This is a genomic window from Herbaspirillum huttiense (assembly GCF_047300815.1).
Classification (GTDB): domain Bacteria; phylum Pseudomonadota; class Gammaproteobacteria; order Burkholderiales; family Burkholderiaceae_D; genus Herbaspirillum; species Herbaspirillum huttiense_A.
Map to the genome: position 1 here is coordinate 4,412,506 of NZ_CP178608.1, position 15,200 is coordinate 4,427,705.

At 59.6% G+C, this 15,200-nt stretch carries 13 protein-coding genes and 3 pseudogenes; 2 read left to right on the forward strand and 14 right to left on the reverse strand.

Annotated features, from left to right (window positions below):
• Positions 1–117: 117 nt before the first annotated feature.
• From ACLRDN_RS20180 to ACLRDN_RS20195, 4 genes are all read right to left on the reverse strand, one after another.
• Positions 118–1,065: an amino acid ABC transporter substrate-binding protein gene (locus tag ACLRDN_RS20180; protein ID WP_413457741.1), complete on the reverse strand. Its 948-nt coding sequence runs from the start codon at positions 1,063–1,065 to the stop codon at positions 118–120.
• Between the two features lie 927 nt (positions 1,066–1,992).
• Positions 1,993–3,285 carry a Glu/Leu/Phe/Val family dehydrogenase gene (locus ACLRDN_RS20185; RefSeq protein ID WP_413457742.1) on the reverse strand — a complete coding sequence of 431 codons (1,293 nt, stop codon included), beginning with the start codon at positions 3,283–3,285 and terminating at the stop codon, positions 1,993–1,995.
• Between the two features lie 329 nt (positions 3,286–3,614).
• The gene (locus tag ACLRDN_RS20190; RefSeq protein WP_134223291.1) at positions 3,615–4,631 is read right to left on the reverse strand and encodes a LysR family transcriptional regulator; all 1,017 of its coding nucleotides are present in this window, start codon (positions 4,629–4,631) and stop codon (positions 3,615–3,617) included.
• Positions 4,632–4,718: 87 nt separating this feature from the next.
• Positions 4,719–6,623 (reverse strand): ABCB family ABC transporter ATP-binding protein/permease, encoded by a 1,905-nt coding sequence (locus tag ACLRDN_RS20195; RefSeq protein WP_413457743.1) that lies wholly within the window; start codon positions 6,621–6,623, stop codon positions 4,719–4,721.
• Positions 6,624–6,783: 160 nt separating this feature from the next.
• Between ACLRDN_RS20195 and ACLRDN_RS20200 the strand changes: the two genes are divergently transcribed.
• Together ACLRDN_RS20200 and ACLRDN_RS20205 are read left to right on the forward strand one after the other, a co-directional pair.
• Positions 6,784–7,218 (forward strand): acyl-CoA thioesterase, encoded by a 435-nt coding sequence (locus tag ACLRDN_RS20200; RefSeq protein WP_413457744.1) that lies wholly within the window; start codon positions 6,784–6,786, stop codon positions 7,216–7,218.
• A 113-nt stretch (positions 7,219–7,331) separates the two neighbouring features.
• On the forward strand, positions 7,332–8,282 hold the full coding sequence (locus ACLRDN_RS20205) for a 2-hydroxyacid dehydrogenase (protein ID WP_413457745.1): 951 nt from the start codon (positions 7,332–7,334) through the stop codon (positions 8,280–8,282).
• 109 nt (positions 8,283–8,391) lie between these two features.
• Here ACLRDN_RS20205 and ACLRDN_RS20210 read toward each other — a convergent pair whose 3' ends face one another.
• From ACLRDN_RS20210 to ACLRDN_RS20255, 10 genes and pseudogenes are all read right to left on the reverse strand, one after another.
• Positions 8,392–8,835: a hypothetical protein gene (locus tag ACLRDN_RS20210; protein WP_413457746.1), complete on the reverse strand. Its 444-nt coding sequence runs from the start codon at positions 8,833–8,835 to the stop codon at positions 8,392–8,394.
• Positions 8,836–8,943: 108 nt separating this feature from the next.
• Positions 8,944–9,420: a hypothetical protein gene (locus tag ACLRDN_RS20215; RefSeq protein ID WP_413457747.1), complete on the reverse strand. Its 477-nt coding sequence runs from the start codon at positions 9,418–9,420 to the stop codon at positions 8,944–8,946.
• Positions 9,421–9,537: 117 nt separating this feature from the next.
• Positions 9,538–10,203 (reverse strand): GAD-like domain-containing protein, encoded by a 666-nt coding sequence (locus ACLRDN_RS20220; RefSeq protein WP_413457748.1) that lies wholly within the window; start codon positions 10,201–10,203, stop codon positions 9,538–9,540.
• A gap of 90 nt (positions 10,204–10,293) precedes the next feature.
• On the reverse strand, positions 10,294–10,710 hold the full coding sequence (locus ACLRDN_RS20225) for a T6SS immunity protein Tdi1 domain-containing protein (RefSeq protein WP_413460425.1): 417 nt from the start codon (positions 10,708–10,710) through the stop codon (positions 10,294–10,296).
• Positions 10,696–10,755 (reverse strand): annotated as a pseudogene (locus ACLRDN_RS20230) (hypothetical protein); the annotation flags it as partial. The pseudogene ACLRDN_RS20230 and the gene ACLRDN_RS20225, both read right to left, overlap by 15 nt.
• Positions 10,756–10,783: 28 nt before the next feature.
• Entirely contained in the window at positions 10,784–11,053 is a 270-nt protein-coding gene (locus ACLRDN_RS20235; protein WP_413457749.1) for a polymorphic toxin type 15 domain-containing protein, read from the reverse strand.
• Positions 11,044–11,883, reverse strand: a complete 840-nt coding sequence (locus ACLRDN_RS20240; protein WP_413457750.1) for a DUF2169 domain-containing protein — start codon at positions 11,881–11,883, stop codon at positions 11,044–11,046. The genes ACLRDN_RS20235 and ACLRDN_RS20240 overlap by 10 nt, the downstream gene beginning before the upstream one ends.
• A pseudogene (locus ACLRDN_RS20245) lies at positions 11,879–12,805 on the reverse strand (type VI secretion system Vgr family protein); the annotation flags it as partial. The gene ACLRDN_RS20240 and the pseudogene ACLRDN_RS20245, both read right to left, overlap by 5 nt.
• Positions 12,806–12,816: 11 nt before the next feature.
• A pseudogene (locus ACLRDN_RS20250) lies at positions 12,817–13,152 on the reverse strand (contractile injection system protein, VgrG/Pvc8 family); the annotation flags it as partial.
• Positions 13,153–13,477: 325 nt separating this feature from the next.
• Positions 13,478–15,178, reverse strand: coding sequence for a long-chain fatty acid--CoA ligase (locus tag ACLRDN_RS20255; RefSeq protein ID WP_413457751.1), 1,701 nt, complete (start codon positions 15,176–15,178; stop codon positions 13,478–13,480).
• Positions 15,179–15,200: the final 22 nt, after the last annotated feature.

Sequence of the window (15,200 nt, forward strand, 5' to 3'; positions counted from 1 at the left end):
TGTCCGGTCAGCGCCGGCGCCATCCGCACCTTGCCGCAGGGCAAGCGGGACAGTCCCGGCTAAACAAAACGGGGGACAGGCCCCCGTTTCATTCGATTGCACGAAGCAATGCGCTTTTTACTTCTTCTTGCCCATGTTCTTCTGCGCTTCCGGCACGACAGCGTAGGCAGCCGGATCGTAGGAGTCGGTCGGCTTGGCCAGCACGGTCTGCAGCTGCGGGCTCATCGGCACGTTCAGGTTGACACCCTTGGGCGGGATCGGCGACTGGAACCACTTCGCGTAGATCTTCTTGATGTCGTCACCCTTGTAGACCACGGTCAGGGCTTCGTCGACGACCTTCTTGAAGTCGTTGTCGCCCTTGGGCAGGATCAGGCCGTACGGCTCGACCGACAGGGCTTCCGAAGAAACCTGGTAGTCAGCCGGGGCCTTGGAGTTGGCGGCCAGCGAGGACAGCAGGATGTCGTCCATCACGAAGGCGGCGGCACGGCCGGTTTCCACCATCAGGAAGGCTTCGGCGTGGTCCTTGGCAGCCAGGATGTTCATGCCCAGGTTGCGTTCGGCGTTCAGCGCGGTGATCTGCTTCAGGTTGGAGGTACCGGAGGTCGAGACGATGGTCTTGCCCTTCAGGTCATCCAGGGTCTTCAGGTTGGCCGACTTCTTGGACAGGAACTTGTTGGCGGTCACGAACTCGGTCACCGAGAAGGCCACCTGGTTCCAGCGTTCCTGGTTGTTGGTTGCGGAGTCGCAGGAGATGTCGGTGGTACCGTTGGCGATCAGCGGGATACGGGTGGCCGAGGTCACCGGCACCATCTTGATGTTCAGCGAGGTCAGGCCCAGCTTCTTCTGGATCGCGGTCGCGGCCTTCAGGCACAGGTCGATCGAGTAGCCCTGGTAGGACTGCTTGTCGTCCAGATAGGAGAAGGGAATCGACGAATCGCGCACACCCAGCGTCAGGGTGCCGGAGTCCTTGATCTTCTTCAGACGGCCGGTGAATTCCTCAGCATGCACCGAGCTCATCAGTACGCTTGCCCCAACCAAAACCCCTGCTAGCTTCAATAACTTCATTGTGTGACCTCCTGGAAAAATTTTTTACGTAACGGTTCAAATGGCCTGGTAGCGAATCCGCTTGCGCGCTGCCCCTACCGGGCTGGCCGGCCGTATTGACGAGCCTGTTATTGTTCTCTGCCGTGTCGCCTATTCTGTGTGCTAACACAGTTCTTTGCCAGCTTTGTTTGCTCCACCACTGGCGATCGATGGCGATGACCACCCCCTCGGTGGGACGCAAGCTGGCAAATTACCCAAGCGCAACTGTCGGCGGGCGCATTGTACGACATATGCCGCCCGGGCTGGCAATCCGCAAAAACCCTCATGGCGCCAGTACCACGATCCGACCCGATGAGGAGCGCTTCGCACCTCGCAGGAAGCGCTGGCGAGGACCTCGGCAGCACGGCAGCAACCCCATTCCGTTCAGCAATATCCATGCCAGAAACGCCCTGCGCACGCGGCATGCGAGCGCATACGCGTGCTGCGGCAGGCAGCATCATGACAGCAGAGACCACGGGTTGGAAAGAATCGGGAAGCACCGGCGAAGAGCCAGTGTGGACGCCGCTTGCAGGGCGATATGCAGGAAAGTGCAGGAAAGAAGGGAAGCCAGCGCTGCTGCGGCCAATGCGAGTGCGGCCGGCATGAAGCAAGGTGCCTGACGCAGGCTGCCCCATGGCGTGCACGAGAACGGGATGGCAGGCGGCGGAGGCCTGTACCGAATCCTCCGCACATGCGGCAGCGCCCGGCATGTTGATGCCGGGTCCGTCACTGAAGATCTTGCGCCGCAAGGCTGGTTGGCCTGCGGTGCGCATGCGCACAGCAACCACGTCTCCTCCGAACCAGAGTGCTCTGGAATCATGCGGCCGACGGTCTGTGGCGCAGTGCGCCGCCGTCTTTGGCCGTGGTGGTCCGGTGCTCGCCGGACCGTTTTTTTACCGCATCACTGCATCACGGATACAGGCCGCGCATTTCACGCGCCTGCAGCACGCGGGTACACGCCACGATGAAGGCCGCGGTACGCAGCGACACGTTCTTCTCTTCGGCCAGCTGCCAGACGGCGGCGAAGGCTTCGCGCATGATGCGGGTCAGGCGCAGGTTGATTTCATCTTCGGTCCAGAAGAAGCTGGAGAAGTCCTGCACCCATTCGAAGTAGCTCACCGTCACGCCGCCGGCGTTGGCGATCACGTCCGGCACGATCAGCACGCCCTTGTCGCGCAGGATGTCATCGGCGGCCGGGGTGGTCGGGCCGTTGGCGCCTTCCAGGATGATCTTGGCCTTGATGTGATTGGCGTTGGCTTCGGTGATCTGCTGTTCCAGTGCGGCAGGCACCAGAATGTCGCAGTCGACCGACCAGAATTGGGCGCGGTCGGTAATTTCATCCGCACCTGCAAAGCCCTTGACGCTGCCATTCTTGGCCACATAAGCCTGCAGTGCCGGCACGTCCAGGCCACCGGCATTGAAGACGGTGGTCACGTGATCCTGCACCGCCACCACCTTGGAACCGGCTTCGGCGAACAGGCGCGCCGCGATGCCGCCGACGTTGCCGAAACCTTGCACGGCCACCTTGGCATCCTTGATGTCCATGCCGCGCTTGGCAGCGGCTTCGCAACCGACCACGAAGACGCCACGGCCGGTGGCTTCATGACGGCCCAGACTGCCACCCAGGGAGATGGGCTTGCCGGTCACCACGCCCGAGGAGGTGCTGCCCTGGTTCATGGAGTAGGTATCCATCATCCAGGCCATGATCTGCGAATCAGTGTTGACGTCCGGCGCCGGGATGTCCTTGTTGGGGCCGATGATGATGCCGATCTCGCTGGTGTAGCGGCGCGTCATACGCTGCAGCTCGCCACGCGAGAGCGTCTTGGGATCAACACGGATACCGCCCTTGGCACCGCCATAAGGCACGTTCACGGCCGCATTCTTGATGGTCATCCAGGCCGACAGGGCCATCACTTCGGACAGCGTCACATCCTGGTGGAAACGCACGCCGCCCTTGCCGGGACCGCGCGAGGTGTTGTGCTGCACGCGATAGCCCTCGAAGTGGGCAATGGTGCCGTCGTCGCGCTCGATGGGCACGTCGACCACCAGGATGCGCTTGGGACGCTTCAGGGTTTCCACCCAGCGGGCCAGCGAGCCCAGGTGGGGCGTGACGCGATCGATCTGTTCGAGATAGACACCCCACGGACCGATGCCGTGCGGGACGAGATAGGAAGGCACTTCGTGATTAGGTACGTTCGACATGATGCAATCGCTCCTTTGGATAGCCGTGCTGTTCAAGGACAAAAGGCCTGCAAATTCCGAAAGTCCGCCAGGCATGTTACTCCGTCGGCAGCGGCCTGCAAGCCGCACCACAGGGCGCGCAAGAAGGCGGCGACGGAGGCGCGCCTGCCAGCCGGGCGCGGGGTGCGCCTGCTGGAAATTCGTGCCTGTCCGATTCAGCGCCGCCATCGTAGCCAGCCGCTCAACACAAGGCTAATGCTTTGTGAGCATGCAATTATGCAGCGCTTGCATAACCTTTGAAATCCCTTGATGGATAAGGGATTGCGCCATTTTCACCTGTTAATTTTTGATCAGGAATCGCGTTTTTCAGCCGTTCGCGGGCTTTTTCCGCCAGCCCCCTTGGGACGCTCCCCCCGTTCGCTGCGCTCGGCCTTTTCTTGCCGCTGCGCATCCAGCTCCACCAGGTATTCCCACAGCCGCGCCACCAGCGCCTTGCCGGTACGCTGGGCGGTCGGGCGCTCGCGATAGAGGCGGATTTCCATCTCCACTTCCCACTCCCCGGTGGGCCCGTCGGTCCTTGCCAGCTGGCGGTTGCGCACTTCGCGCAGCACCGACGATTCCGGCAGGAAGGCCACCCCATGGCCCTCCAGCGCCATCATCTTGAGGCTTTCGGACATGTCGGTCTCGTAGTGCTTCATCAGGTGCAGCGGGCGCTTGGTATCGGCCATCATCAGCTCCACCATGCGGCCCAGGTAGGCATTGCTGGTGTAGGAGAGGAAGGGCACGGGAGCCTTGGCACTGCCCGGAAAGACGTAATCCGGCTTGCCGTTGCGGTCGCAGCGCGAATACGGGCGCAAGGTTTCGGTGCCCATGGTCAGCATGTCGTAGCGGCTGGCATCGAGCTGCACCGGCTGGCGCGGATGGTGATAACACAGCAGCAGGTCGCAGCCGCCTTCGACGATGGTCATCACGGCATCGTGGACATTGAGCGCGATCAGGCGCGTGTTGATCGAGCCAAAGCCCGACTCCAGGGCGCTCAACCACTTGGGCATGTAGGTCAGCGAGAGTGTATGGGGGACGGCGAAGTCGATGGTGGTCTGTGCCGTGGGCCGCTTGCCACGCAGCAGCGCGCGCGTGTTGTTGATCTGGCCCAGCATGGCCACGGCCTGCTCGTAGAAGACTTCACCGGCAGCGGTCAGGCGCGTGGGGTAGGAGGTGCGGTCGATCAGGTCGGTGCCCAGCCAGGCTTCCAGTGACTGGATGCGCCGCGAGAAGGCCGGTTGCGTCACATGCCGCAACTCCGCCGAGCGACTGAAACTGCGCGTTTCCGCCAGGGAGACGAAATCCTCAAGCCATTTGCTTTCCATTGCCCGCCCACTTCCCGTTCTAGGTCGAATGCGCGAATTGTGCCGCTGTGCCCGCGCCGGCGCAAGCTGCGCGCGCGGGCGCGGACATCAGCGACGCTCGGCCGGCATCAGCACCGTCGGTTCGGCCCCGGGCTCGGCCCCCGCTGCCACGCCCTCCGGCTGCGGTACTACCGAGGCGCCCTCTTCTTCCGCGCCGGCCTGCTGGCGCAGCCACATCTGCGCATACAGGCCATCGGCCAACAGCAGCCCGGCATGGGTGCCGCGTTCGACGATGCGGCCATGGTCCATCACCAGGATCTGCTGCGCATTGACGATGGTGGAGAGGCGATGCGCAATGACCAGCGTGGTGCGCTCGCGCGCGATCTCTTCGAGCTGCTGCTGGATGGCCTGCTCGGCGCGTGAATCGAGGGCCGAGGTGGCCTCGTCGAAGATGAGGATGGCCGGATCCTTGAGCAGGGTGCGGGCGATGGCCACACGCTGCTTTTCTCCGCCGGACAATTTCAGTCCACGCTCGCCGACCATGCTGGCATACCCTTCAGGGAGCGATTCGATGAAGTCATGGATATAGGCCGCCTTGGCCGCCGCCACGATCTGCTCGCGCGTGGCCCCCGGCTTGCCGTAGGCGATGTTGTATTCGATGGTGTCGTTGAAGAGCACCGTGTCCTGCGGCACGATGCCGATGGCCTGGCGCAGCGAGGCTTGCGTGACGTTGCGCAGGTCCTGGCCATCGATGCGGATGGCGCCCTGGTCGACATCGTAGAAGCGATACAGCAGGCGCGAGAGGGTCGACTTGCCCGAGCCGCTGTGGCCGACCACGGCCGTGGTGGTGCCGGCCTGCACCTTGAAATCGACATCGAAGAGAATCTGGCGATTGCGCTCGTAGCTGAAGTCGACATGCTCGAAATGCAGCTCCGCACCCTGCGTCTTCAAGGGCTGGGCACCGGGCCGGTCGGCCACTTCGCGGTTTTCTTCCAGCAGCGAGAACAGACGTTCCATGTCGGCCAGGCTCTGCTTGATCTCGCGATAGAGCACGCCCAGGAAATTGAGCGGAATGTAGAGCTGGATCATGAAGGCATTGACCAGCACCATGTCGCCCAGCGTCATGCTGCCATCGATGACGCCGGCGATGGCGCGCCACAGGATGAGCGTGACCGCGATGGCGATGATGGCCGACTGCCCGGTGTTGAGCAGCGACAGCGAACTCTGCGATTTGACGGCCGCGCGTTCATAGCGCTGCAGGCCTTCGTCATAGCGGCGCGCTTCGAATTCCTCGTTGCCGAAATATTTCACTGTCTCGTAGTTGAGCAGCGAATCGATGGCGCGCGTGTTGGCATGCGAATCCAGTTCGTTCATGGTGCGGCGGAAATGCGTGCGCCACTCCGTCACCGTGATGGTGAAGAGGATGTAGAGCACCAGCGCACCGGCCGTAATGAGCGAGAACCAGATGTCGTAATGCGTGCTCAGGTAGGCCAGCACCAGCACGATCTCGATGATGGTGGGCAGGATGGAGAAGAGCGTATAGGAGACCAGCGTGGAGACGCCGCGCGTACCACGTTCGATGTCGCGCGTCATGCCGCCGGTCTGGCGATTCAGGTGGAAGCGCAGCGACAGCGCATGCAGATGGCGGAAGACCTGCAGCGCGATGGTGCGCACGGCGCGCTGCGTGACGCGGGCAAACATGAGTTCGCGCAATTCGGTGAAGAGCGCCGTGGCCAGCCGCAGCGCGCCGTAGGCCACCAGCAAGCCGAGGGGCAGCACCAGCAGGGCTTGCGGATGGGTCGGCGTGATGGTCATGGCATCGACCAGTCTCTTCAACACCAGCGGCACGCCCACGTTGGCCAGCTTGGCCCCGACCAGGAAGGCCAGCGCCAGCATCACGCGCCATTTGTAGGTCCACAGGTAGGGCAGCAGCGTGCGGACGACTTCCCAGTCGCCGCGCTGGCGTTTGATGGGGGCTTGCGATGAGGAGGCGGAATTGGGGTAGCGGCGCATGGGCGGGTCAGGTTGAAAGGGGGGCGGGCACGGCAACACAGCAGGAGGGCAACATCCGATACACTAGGCCGTTGCGGCGCCTGCGGGCGCAAACCCGCAAACCCGAATTATAAGAGCCATCCCGGCGCGCCGCCGGACATCACCTGCAAAGGAGCCTTCCATGTCATCGACCGTTTCCCAACTTCCGCCGGGCAAGGCGCCGCAGCTGCGCGTCATGCCCATGCCGTCCGATGCCAATGTCTATGGCGACGTCTTCGGCGGCTGGATCATGGCCCAGGTCGACATCGCCGGCTCGCTGCCGGCCACGCGCCGCGCCAACGGGCGGGTGGCGACCATTGCGGTCAATTCCTTCCTGTTCAAGAATCCGGTGTTCGTGGGGGACCTGCTGTCCTTCTATGCCGATATCGTCAAGGTCGGCAATACCTCCATCACGGTCAACGTTGAGGTGTATGCCGAGCGCAATCGCCTGCAGACCGAGATCGTCAAGGTGACCGAAGCCACCCTCACCTACGTGGCCACCGATGAAAACCGCAAGCCGCGCCCGCTGCCGCCGCTGGATCCGGTGCGCGAAGCGGGCGCCAGCCCGGCGACATGAGCGCCGCCCTTCCCCTCCTGCGGGCTTGAAAATTTTTCAGCCCGCAGGGTGCAGCGCAGACGTATCGTTATGCCTCGCTCACTGTCTTCCTCTTCCCCTTCTTCATACTGCCCATGACCTCCTCCAGCCGCCCTGTCGTCCTCATCGTCGCCCGCCTGCCGCAGCACCTGCTGGACTTGCTGCAGCAGAACTTCACCTGCCACAACCTCATCCTCGATCCGCTCACCGATGAAGCGCTCGCTGCCATCGCGCCGCAGGTGCGCGGCATTGCCGCCAATGGCGAAGCCAAGGTCGGACGCGAGTTCATGGCGCGCTTTCCGGCGCTGGAGATTGTCTCGGTGTTCGGGGTCGGCTATGACGGGGTGGATGTACCGGCTGCCCGCGAGCGCGGCATCCATGTGACCCATACCCCCGACGTGCTCACCGAGGATGTGGCCGACATGGCCATTGCGCTGATGCTGGCCGTGGCGCGCAACGTGGTGCGGGCCGACCGCTTTGCCCGCAGCGGCGAATGGAAGAAGGGGCCCTTCCCCTTCACCACCAAGGTCAGCGGCGCGCGCCTGGGCATCGTCGGCCTGGGCCGCATCGGGCAAGCCATTGCACAGCGAGCGGCGGCGTTCGACATGCGGATTGCGTATCACAACCGTTCGCGCAAGGATGTGCCTTACACCTATGCGGAAGACATCGTCTCGCTGGCGCGCGAGGTTGATTTCCTGGTGATGATCACGCCGGGTGGTGCCGGGACGCGCGCGCTGGTCAATGCCGAGGTGCTGGAGGCACTGGGACCCAAGGGCTTCCTCATCAATGTGGCGCGCGGTTCGGTGGTGGATGAAAAGGCGCTCATCGCGGCGCTGCAGGCTGGGACGATCGCCGGTGCGGGGCTGGACGTGTTCGAGAATGAGCCGAACATTCCGGCCGAACTGGCCGCGCTGGAGAACGTGGTGCTGACGCCGCACATGGCCAGCGGCACGCTGGTCACCAGGACGGCCATGGCGGAACTGGCGTTCACCAATTTGCAGGCGCATTTTTCTGGCAAGCCGGTTGTGACGCCGGTGCCTGACTGAAGATTCATACAGGGGGAAAGCCGCTGCCGGAGGGGGTCACGGACAGCGTCTTTCTCTGAATATCTCCTATTCATTCTTTTTTGGAAAACACCAGCAAGACCGCGGGCAATCAATGGCTTCGATTGTTTGCCAGCCAATCCCATCGCCCATTTGCAAACGCTGTCACTGATTTGTCATTGTCATCGTCGTACAGGAATCCGCCGGCGGCCAATCCGAGTTTGAGAAAGATGCTCGCACCAGCAATTGAAAGGGGTGCATTGTCCCAATCATGCAGAACCTTAAAAGCATACGGACCTGGAACTTCGAACAATTTGAGTCCATTCAGTTGGACATCTGAAAGATTGGGAGACAGACTAATCTCTAACAACCTCTCGCCTGTTTCCGAAAAAGTTAGCTGCAGACCGTTCTCGCTCCAAAACTCTTTTGATTCTTCCGAGAAGAGACTTTTCTCTACGGATAGTGGCTCGCCTAAAATTTTATGAACCTCGCCCTTAGTCATTCCAAACTTAAGTGGTCCGACGCCTATGTAAGACGTAATGATATGTTCTTGCATGACGGTCAAAAATTCAAAGCTACAAGATTGCCGTTTCGATTTTTTAAATCTGACTGCGTTGAACGATTTAAGAATTCTGTTCGCTAGATGTATTGCGATGTAATGGATTTAAAAATTGGCTAAATCAAAAGGCTTCAAGTCCCGAAGCTCACCATCCCAGCGCCCTTTTGCAAACACGGTGACTGCCCGCTGGTAAATATCATCATCATGAAATCCCGTCAGCGTCATACCGAGATTGAGCAACACGATAAATCCAACACTTTCGTAGGGACTTCCGTCGATATTGACCAGGCTGCCGAATACTTTCCGTGGTGGATCAGTGAATAGCTTGATGCCTTCATACTCCAATTCGAGTATGTTCCGGCTGAATCCCACTTCAACGAGCTCGTTAGTATTCAATCCGTAAGTGGTCAATAGTCCATTTTCTCCTCTGTACTCGATGGTCTCTCCCAAGAAGCCTTTCTTCTTCCTGGAGGGAGCGCCAATCAACTCTTCGACGATTGCATGGGTCATACCAAATCGAAGATTTCCAGTACCTATATGCGGCTTGATGTCAAAGCGGCTCGTCATAGTTTTCTCGGTCATTCGGCAATCCGCGGTCCTCGTCTCTCATCTCAATGCCTTAGCGTGATCTATTCCCAAATCAGGTGACCTACGCCCGCGTTTGGCTGAATGTTGAGTCGCCCGCCATGGCTGCATATTTCAAGAGTCGAGCAACTTATCGATATCGATCCCCGCGAGTGGCAATTCCGTCTCCGCGAATTGGCGCAGAATAGTCAGGTGCACATTGGCATTCACCTTGGCTAAATTTTCGAGGTGCATTTTTCCTCCTAGTACGATAGCGGGCTCGAATCCATAGATTTCATGTGGTTCAAGTGGACCCAGCTTGGATCTGGCGCGCTCGAAGAGCGGCTCTCCGCCCTCGTCCTTCATGTCAAACCGGGCCGAATCGCTACAGGCAAAAAACGAGCGGATGGAAAAATCCTGGTCTTCCTTCGATTTTTCCTTCAATTTGTTTTGTAGGGCAGTGACCATATTGAGGGGGCATACAATAGTGACGCTGCGCCCGGTTCTCTCACCACACAAATATAGCTCGCCAAATGCAGTCCTTGCGATCACATGAAAGGAGTCAATCTCATCCAATCCCGTATCAGCAAGCCATTCGTCAACGAGGTCTTCATAGTCATCAGGGTCGACTGTACAAAACAGACCATTTGCGTATTCGCACCATCCTTCTTCCTGCCAATATTTCAGTAGTTGATCGGGTAGCTTATCGCGCCATTTTTCAAGGCTTGCGGCGGGTACCGTCGAGCGTTTGGTAGCCTCGCCAATATTGCTAATGAAATATTCGAGGTCTTCGTCTCTCATCTCAATATCTAAGTTTGATTCGTTCCAAACTCAGGTAGCGTGAGCCTGCGGTTGGATGAATTTTTAGTCGTTCTGTCGTGACGGCATGTTTCAAGAGTCGAGTAACTTTTCAATATCGATTCCTGAGAGTGGCAATTCGGGTTCTGCGAATTGGCGGAGAATTGTCAGGTGCACATTGGCATTCACTTTCGCCAGATTTTCGAGGAGAATTTTTCCTCCTAGGACGATGGCGGGCTCGAATCCATAGATTTCGTGCGGTTCAAGAGGGCCTAGTTTGGCTCTGGCGCGTTCGAAGAGCAGTTGCCCGTCCTCATCTTTCATGTCAAGCTCGGTCGGCTCACTGAACGCAAAAAAAGAACGGATTGAAAAGTCCAGGTCTTCTTTAGTTTTTTCTTTCAAGTCATTTTCTAATGCAGTGACCAAATTGAGGGCGCAATAAATCGTGGCGCTGCATCCTGTCTTCTCACCACACACATAGAGTTCGCCAAACGCAGTCCTTGCAATCACGTGGAACGCGTCAATCTCATCCAATCCGGTGTCTGCAAGCCACTCATCAACGAGGTCTTCATAGTCATCAGGGTCAACTGTACAAAAGAGACCATTCGCATACCCTGCTCATGCCTTGCTGACGATTGCTCTCGGCAATACCGTCAGATATGTCTTTAAGGGTACTTTGCCGATGCGTGGCTTGTGCCGCGGTGGCCGCCGGATTCCGATTCATTTTCTTAAACGCATCCCTAGCCATCGCGTATTCACTAGCAGTCAGACTGTTGATGGCCTCCTCTTGACGTCTAAGCTGCTCCGCCATTTCTTTTAAAAACGCCTTCTGTTCCTCCTTGCTCATCCGCATGAATTGTTTCTTATCATACGGATGGAAACAAGGCACTTTAAACTGCCGGGCCTTGACGGTGACGTCCTTCTTGGGCTTTTTGGGTGGCTGGGGGCCAGGTGCAGCTTCCTTCGCGACTTTAGCTTCTCGCGCAACTCTTGCGGCTTCCTCTGCTTCCTTGCTGTTGCGGCACCCGCAGGGCAGAGGTTGGACAGCGTGATGGTTTCATCGCCATCCAGATGAGGAATGACTTGCTGGTCCGCAGGCGCAGCGTTCCAGTACGTAAAATCAAAATCAGCCGGCAAGCCGGGATGCCGGCCTTCCAGCCACTGCGGGTCGTACGTGCCGGCGAAGCGCAGGCGGGGCTGCCAGGCACGCCCGACAATGCCCAAACCCGCTGGCATGCACGCTTCACTAAAACGCAGCGGGGGCTGATTGAGCGCTTGAATTTGTGGCGCGGGTATCCGGGTCGTTTTTGTCGCACGGAGATACCAATCCTCTGCGAAGCCAAGACCAATCGGATTGTGTTCATGCACTGCATGGGCGATGGCTTTCTGCATATCGCCGTCAGGCGCAGATTCAGGAAGCGGCTTGCGCCCTGGCAGTCGATGCTTTTTGTTCACTCGTGCGGCCGCTGGCTCGGTTTCAAGAATCTTGTTCTCGCCCCCATAGGCGTACTCGTAACGCAGTGGCAGTGTCGTGATGGCTTGTGGGGTGCTCAGCTTCCATGCGGGAAGCACAAACAGCGTCAGCGCCCGAAGCAAGGCAGATCGTTTGCGCCATTCGCGTGGGCCCGTGACAAGCAGCGTCTTGGAGAAAATGAGCGGGCCTTGCCTGGCCTGCTCCGTCACCCGCCGTGATCGACAGGGTCTTGCCGACCTTGGTGATCTGGTTGATGCCAACCACCGTCGCCATCACCGTGCCCACGTTGAGGTTGTAGGCCAGGCCGACGTTTTCCATGCGGCCCATGCCGACGTTCTGCAGGTAGGCCATGCCGATGGTTTCGGTCTTCATCCGCGCAACATGGGTCGACCAGTTCTTGCCGATCTGGTCCTTGCGGTTCTTGCCGATGGTCTTGGTGCGGTTGCTGCCGATGCGGATGGTTTCGTTGTTATCGACCGTCTCGGTACGGTTGTGGTGGACCGTGATGGTCTCGTCGTTGTCGACGGTCTCGGTGCGGTCATGTCCGATATGCGAGGTCTCGTCGTGATCGATGGTCTTGCGGCGATCGTGGCCGACCCATTTGTCTTCGTCGTGCTCGACCTCGGTCAGTTGGTCGCGCTCGGCGTGCAGCCATAACTGCTCCTGACCCTTCCTGTCTTCGAAGCGCAGCGCATTGGCATTGTCGTAGCCGCCCTTGGGCGTTGAGCGTGTCAGGATGCCGCTCTGGGTCTTGTTCGCCGGCAGCTCCCAGGCGGGCATGTTGGCGGCATTGGGCACCATGCCGGTGATGAGTGCGCGATCCGGATTGCCATCCAGGAACTGCACGATGACTTCACAACCGATGCGGGGAATGAAGGTCGCGCCGAAGTTCGAACCTGCCCAGGCAGTGGCCACGCGCAGCCAGGCCGAACTCCTTTCGTCGAACTCGCCGTCGCGGTCCCAATGGAATTGGACTTTGACGCGGCCATATTCATCCGTGTAGATCTCTTCGCCCTTGGGGCCGACGACGGTAGCCGTTTGCAGGCCGTAGATCTTTGGTTCGACGCTGTTGAAGCCGCGGCCGGCAGGCGCACGCCATGGAACAGCATGCAGTTCGAGCGCAAGGAGAGATACTTCAGCCACGGACCTAGCCTGGCTTCGTAGAATGCGACATCGCCGTCAGTCCTGACGAAGCGGAAGCTGAAGACGTAACCGGTGAAGTAGCGCAGGCTGCCGTCTTGGCGGACGAGCTCCACGCAGAGCAGTTTGCCCTGGAGGTCCTTGAGTTCGAGCGTGGCGTTGTCGGCCAACAGCTCGACGGTGAATTCGAAGTCGCGTGACAGCCCTTCGCTGGCGTCAAGCTTGTTGACGAGCAGTTCAGAAAGGGGAGCGTCGTTGTGCGGGAAAGTGAGCCGCAGAATGCGGGCGTGCTGATAGTCTGAAAGCAACTGCTCCAGACCCCGGAGGGTTTTGCGCATGCAGGATTCCTGTGTTCATCAAGTTTCCCTCCCTGATGTAACACCGGCGCGCATTTTAATATTTCCAAATGGAAACGCGCAACTCCTGAATGACGATGGCGGGCGACTGCATGAATTTTCGCCCCAAGGTGCGATACCCCTTCAGGCAAGGAGCCGGCCTGCCTCTCCCGAGAATCGGATCTGCCCAGGAAAATGACGACTCACCACCACCATGTCATGTACGCCCAAACTGAAAAGGCCTGAGTCCGGTGCAATACCGAACTCAGGCCTTGATGCAGAAACTGACTGACGAACGCAAGGAGATCAGATTACGGCAGCGCTCGTTTCATGCTGCCTGTTTCTGCGGCGCCTTCGCAGGATCATCCCGCAACTCGCGGCGCAGGATCTTGCCCACGTTGGTCTTGGGCAGCTCATCGCGGAACTCGATGTACTTGGGCTTCTTGTAGCCGGTGAACTGCTCCTTGCAGTAAGCCATCAGCTGCTCACTGGTCAGCGACTTGTCCTTGCGCACCACGAAGAGCTTGACCGCTTCGCCGGTGTGTTCATCGGGCACGCCCACACAGGCGCACTCCAGCACCGCCGGATGCTGCGCCACCACGCCTTCGATTTCATTGGGATAGACGTTGAAGCCCGAGACCAGAATCATGTCCTTCTTGCGGTCCACGATCTTGGTGTAGCCCTGTGCATCCATCACACCGATGTCGCCGGTCTTGAAGAAACCGTCCGGCGTCATGACCTTGGCGGTCTCATCCGGACGCTGCCAGTAACCCGGCATTACCTGCGGCCCGCGAATGGCGATCTCGCCCGGCTGGCCCAGCGGCACCGGCTGGCCATCGTCATCGAGGATGGCGATTTCAGTGGACGGCAGCGGCAGGCCGATGGTGCCGGTGTATTCATCGATGGTGCAAGGGTTCGCGCTGGCAATGGGTGAAGTTTCGGACAGACCGTAACCTTCGATGATGGGGCAACCGGTCAGCTTCTTCCACTTGTCCGCCACACTCTTCTGTACCGCCATGCCGCCACCCACACAGCAGCGATAGCCGGAGAAATCCAGCTTGGCAAAATCGGCATTGTTGAGCAGCGCGTTGTAGAGCGTGTTGACCGCGGGGAAGGTGTTGACCTTGTACTTGGCCAGCTCCTTGACGAAACCGGGAATGTCGCGCGGGTTCGGGATCAGCAGGTTCAGCGCACCCTCACGCGTGCCCAGCAGGTTGCAGACGGTCAGCGCAAAAATGTGATACAGCGGCAGCGCGCAGACGAACACCAGCTGGTCAATGGGCTTGCCGGACTTCAGCGCCGGAGTCAGCCATTCTTCGGCCTGCAGCACGTTGGCGATCAAATTGCGATGGGTCAGCACGGCACCCTTGGCTACGCCCGTGGTACCCCCGGTGTATTGCAGGAAGGCGACGTCATCGGGCCTCAGCGATACCTTCTGCAAGGTCTTGCCCTCGCCCTGCGACAGCGCACGGCTGAAGGAGATCGCATTGGGCAGCGACCAGGTCGGCACCATCTTCTTGACGTGCCGCACCACCAGGTTGACGATGGCCCCCTTGAGGGTGCCGAGCAGCTCGCCCATGCTGGCCACCACGATGTGCTTGACCTGGGTATGGGCCACCACCTTCTGCAGCGTGCAGGCAAAATTCTCCAGCACGAAGATGGCTTCGGCGCCGGAATCCTTCAACTGGTGTTCCAGCTCGCGGGCCGTGTAGAGCGGATTGACGTTGACCACCGTGTAGCCCGCACGCAGGATGGCGGCGATGGCGATCGGGTATTGCAGCACGTTGGGCATCATGATCGCCACGCGCGCTCCCTTCTGCAGGCCCAGGCCTTGCAGCCAGGCCCCCATGGCGCGCGACATGGCATCGAGTTCGCCATAGCGGAGATACTTGCCCATGCAGACGTAAGCGTTGCGATCGGCATGCTTGGCGAAAGCCTCTTCGATCATCTGCACCAGCGAACCGTAACGGCTGGGGTCGATGTCAGCGGGAACGCCTGCGGGATACGATGCAAGCCAGAATCTTTCCATAGTGTGTCCTCTGTCTCCGGTC

Excerpts from the sequence above, each read along its gene's own strand:
- ACLRDN_RS20180 (WP_413457741.1), bottom strand. The coding sequence starts at position 1,065 with ATGAAGTTATTGAAGCTAGCAGGGGTTTTGGTTGGGGCAAGCGTACTG.
- ACLRDN_RS20185 (WP_413457742.1), bottom strand. The coding sequence starts at position 3,285 with ATGTCGAACGTACCTAATCACGAAGTGCCTTCCTATCTCGTCCCGCAC.
- ACLRDN_RS20190 (WP_134223291.1), bottom strand. The coding sequence starts at position 4,631 with ATGGAAAGCAAATGGCTTGAGGATTTCGTCTCCCTGGCGGAAACGCGC.
- ACLRDN_RS20195 (WP_413457743.1), bottom strand. The coding sequence starts at position 6,623 with ATGCGCCGCTACCCCAATTCCGCCTCCTCATCGCAAGCCCCCATCAAA.
- ACLRDN_RS20200 (WP_413457744.1), top strand. The coding sequence starts at position 6,784 with ATGTCATCGACCGTTTCCCAACTTCCGCCGGGCAAGGCGCCGCAGCTG.
- ACLRDN_RS20205 (WP_413457745.1), top strand. The coding sequence starts at position 7,332 with ATGACCTCCTCCAGCCGCCCTGTCGTCCTCATCGTCGCCCGCCTGCCG.
- ACLRDN_RS20210 (WP_413457746.1), bottom strand. The coding sequence starts at position 8,835 with ATGCAAGAACATATCATTACGTCTTACATAGGCGTCGGACCACTTAAG.
- ACLRDN_RS20215 (WP_413457747.1), bottom strand. The coding sequence starts at position 9,420 with ATGACCGAGAAAACTATGACGAGCCGCTTTGACATCAAGCCGCATATA.
- ACLRDN_RS20220 (WP_413457748.1), bottom strand. The coding sequence starts at position 10,203 with ATGAGAGACGAAGACCTCGAATATTTCATTAGCAATATTGGCGAGGCT.
- ACLRDN_RS20235 (WP_413457749.1), bottom strand. The coding sequence starts at position 11,053 with ATGCGGATGAGCAAGGAGGAACAGAAGGCGTTTTTAAAAGAAATGGCG.
- ACLRDN_RS20255 (WP_413457751.1), bottom strand. The coding sequence starts at position 15,178 with ATGGAAAGATTCTGGCTTGCATCGTATCCCGCAGGCGTTCCCGCTGAC.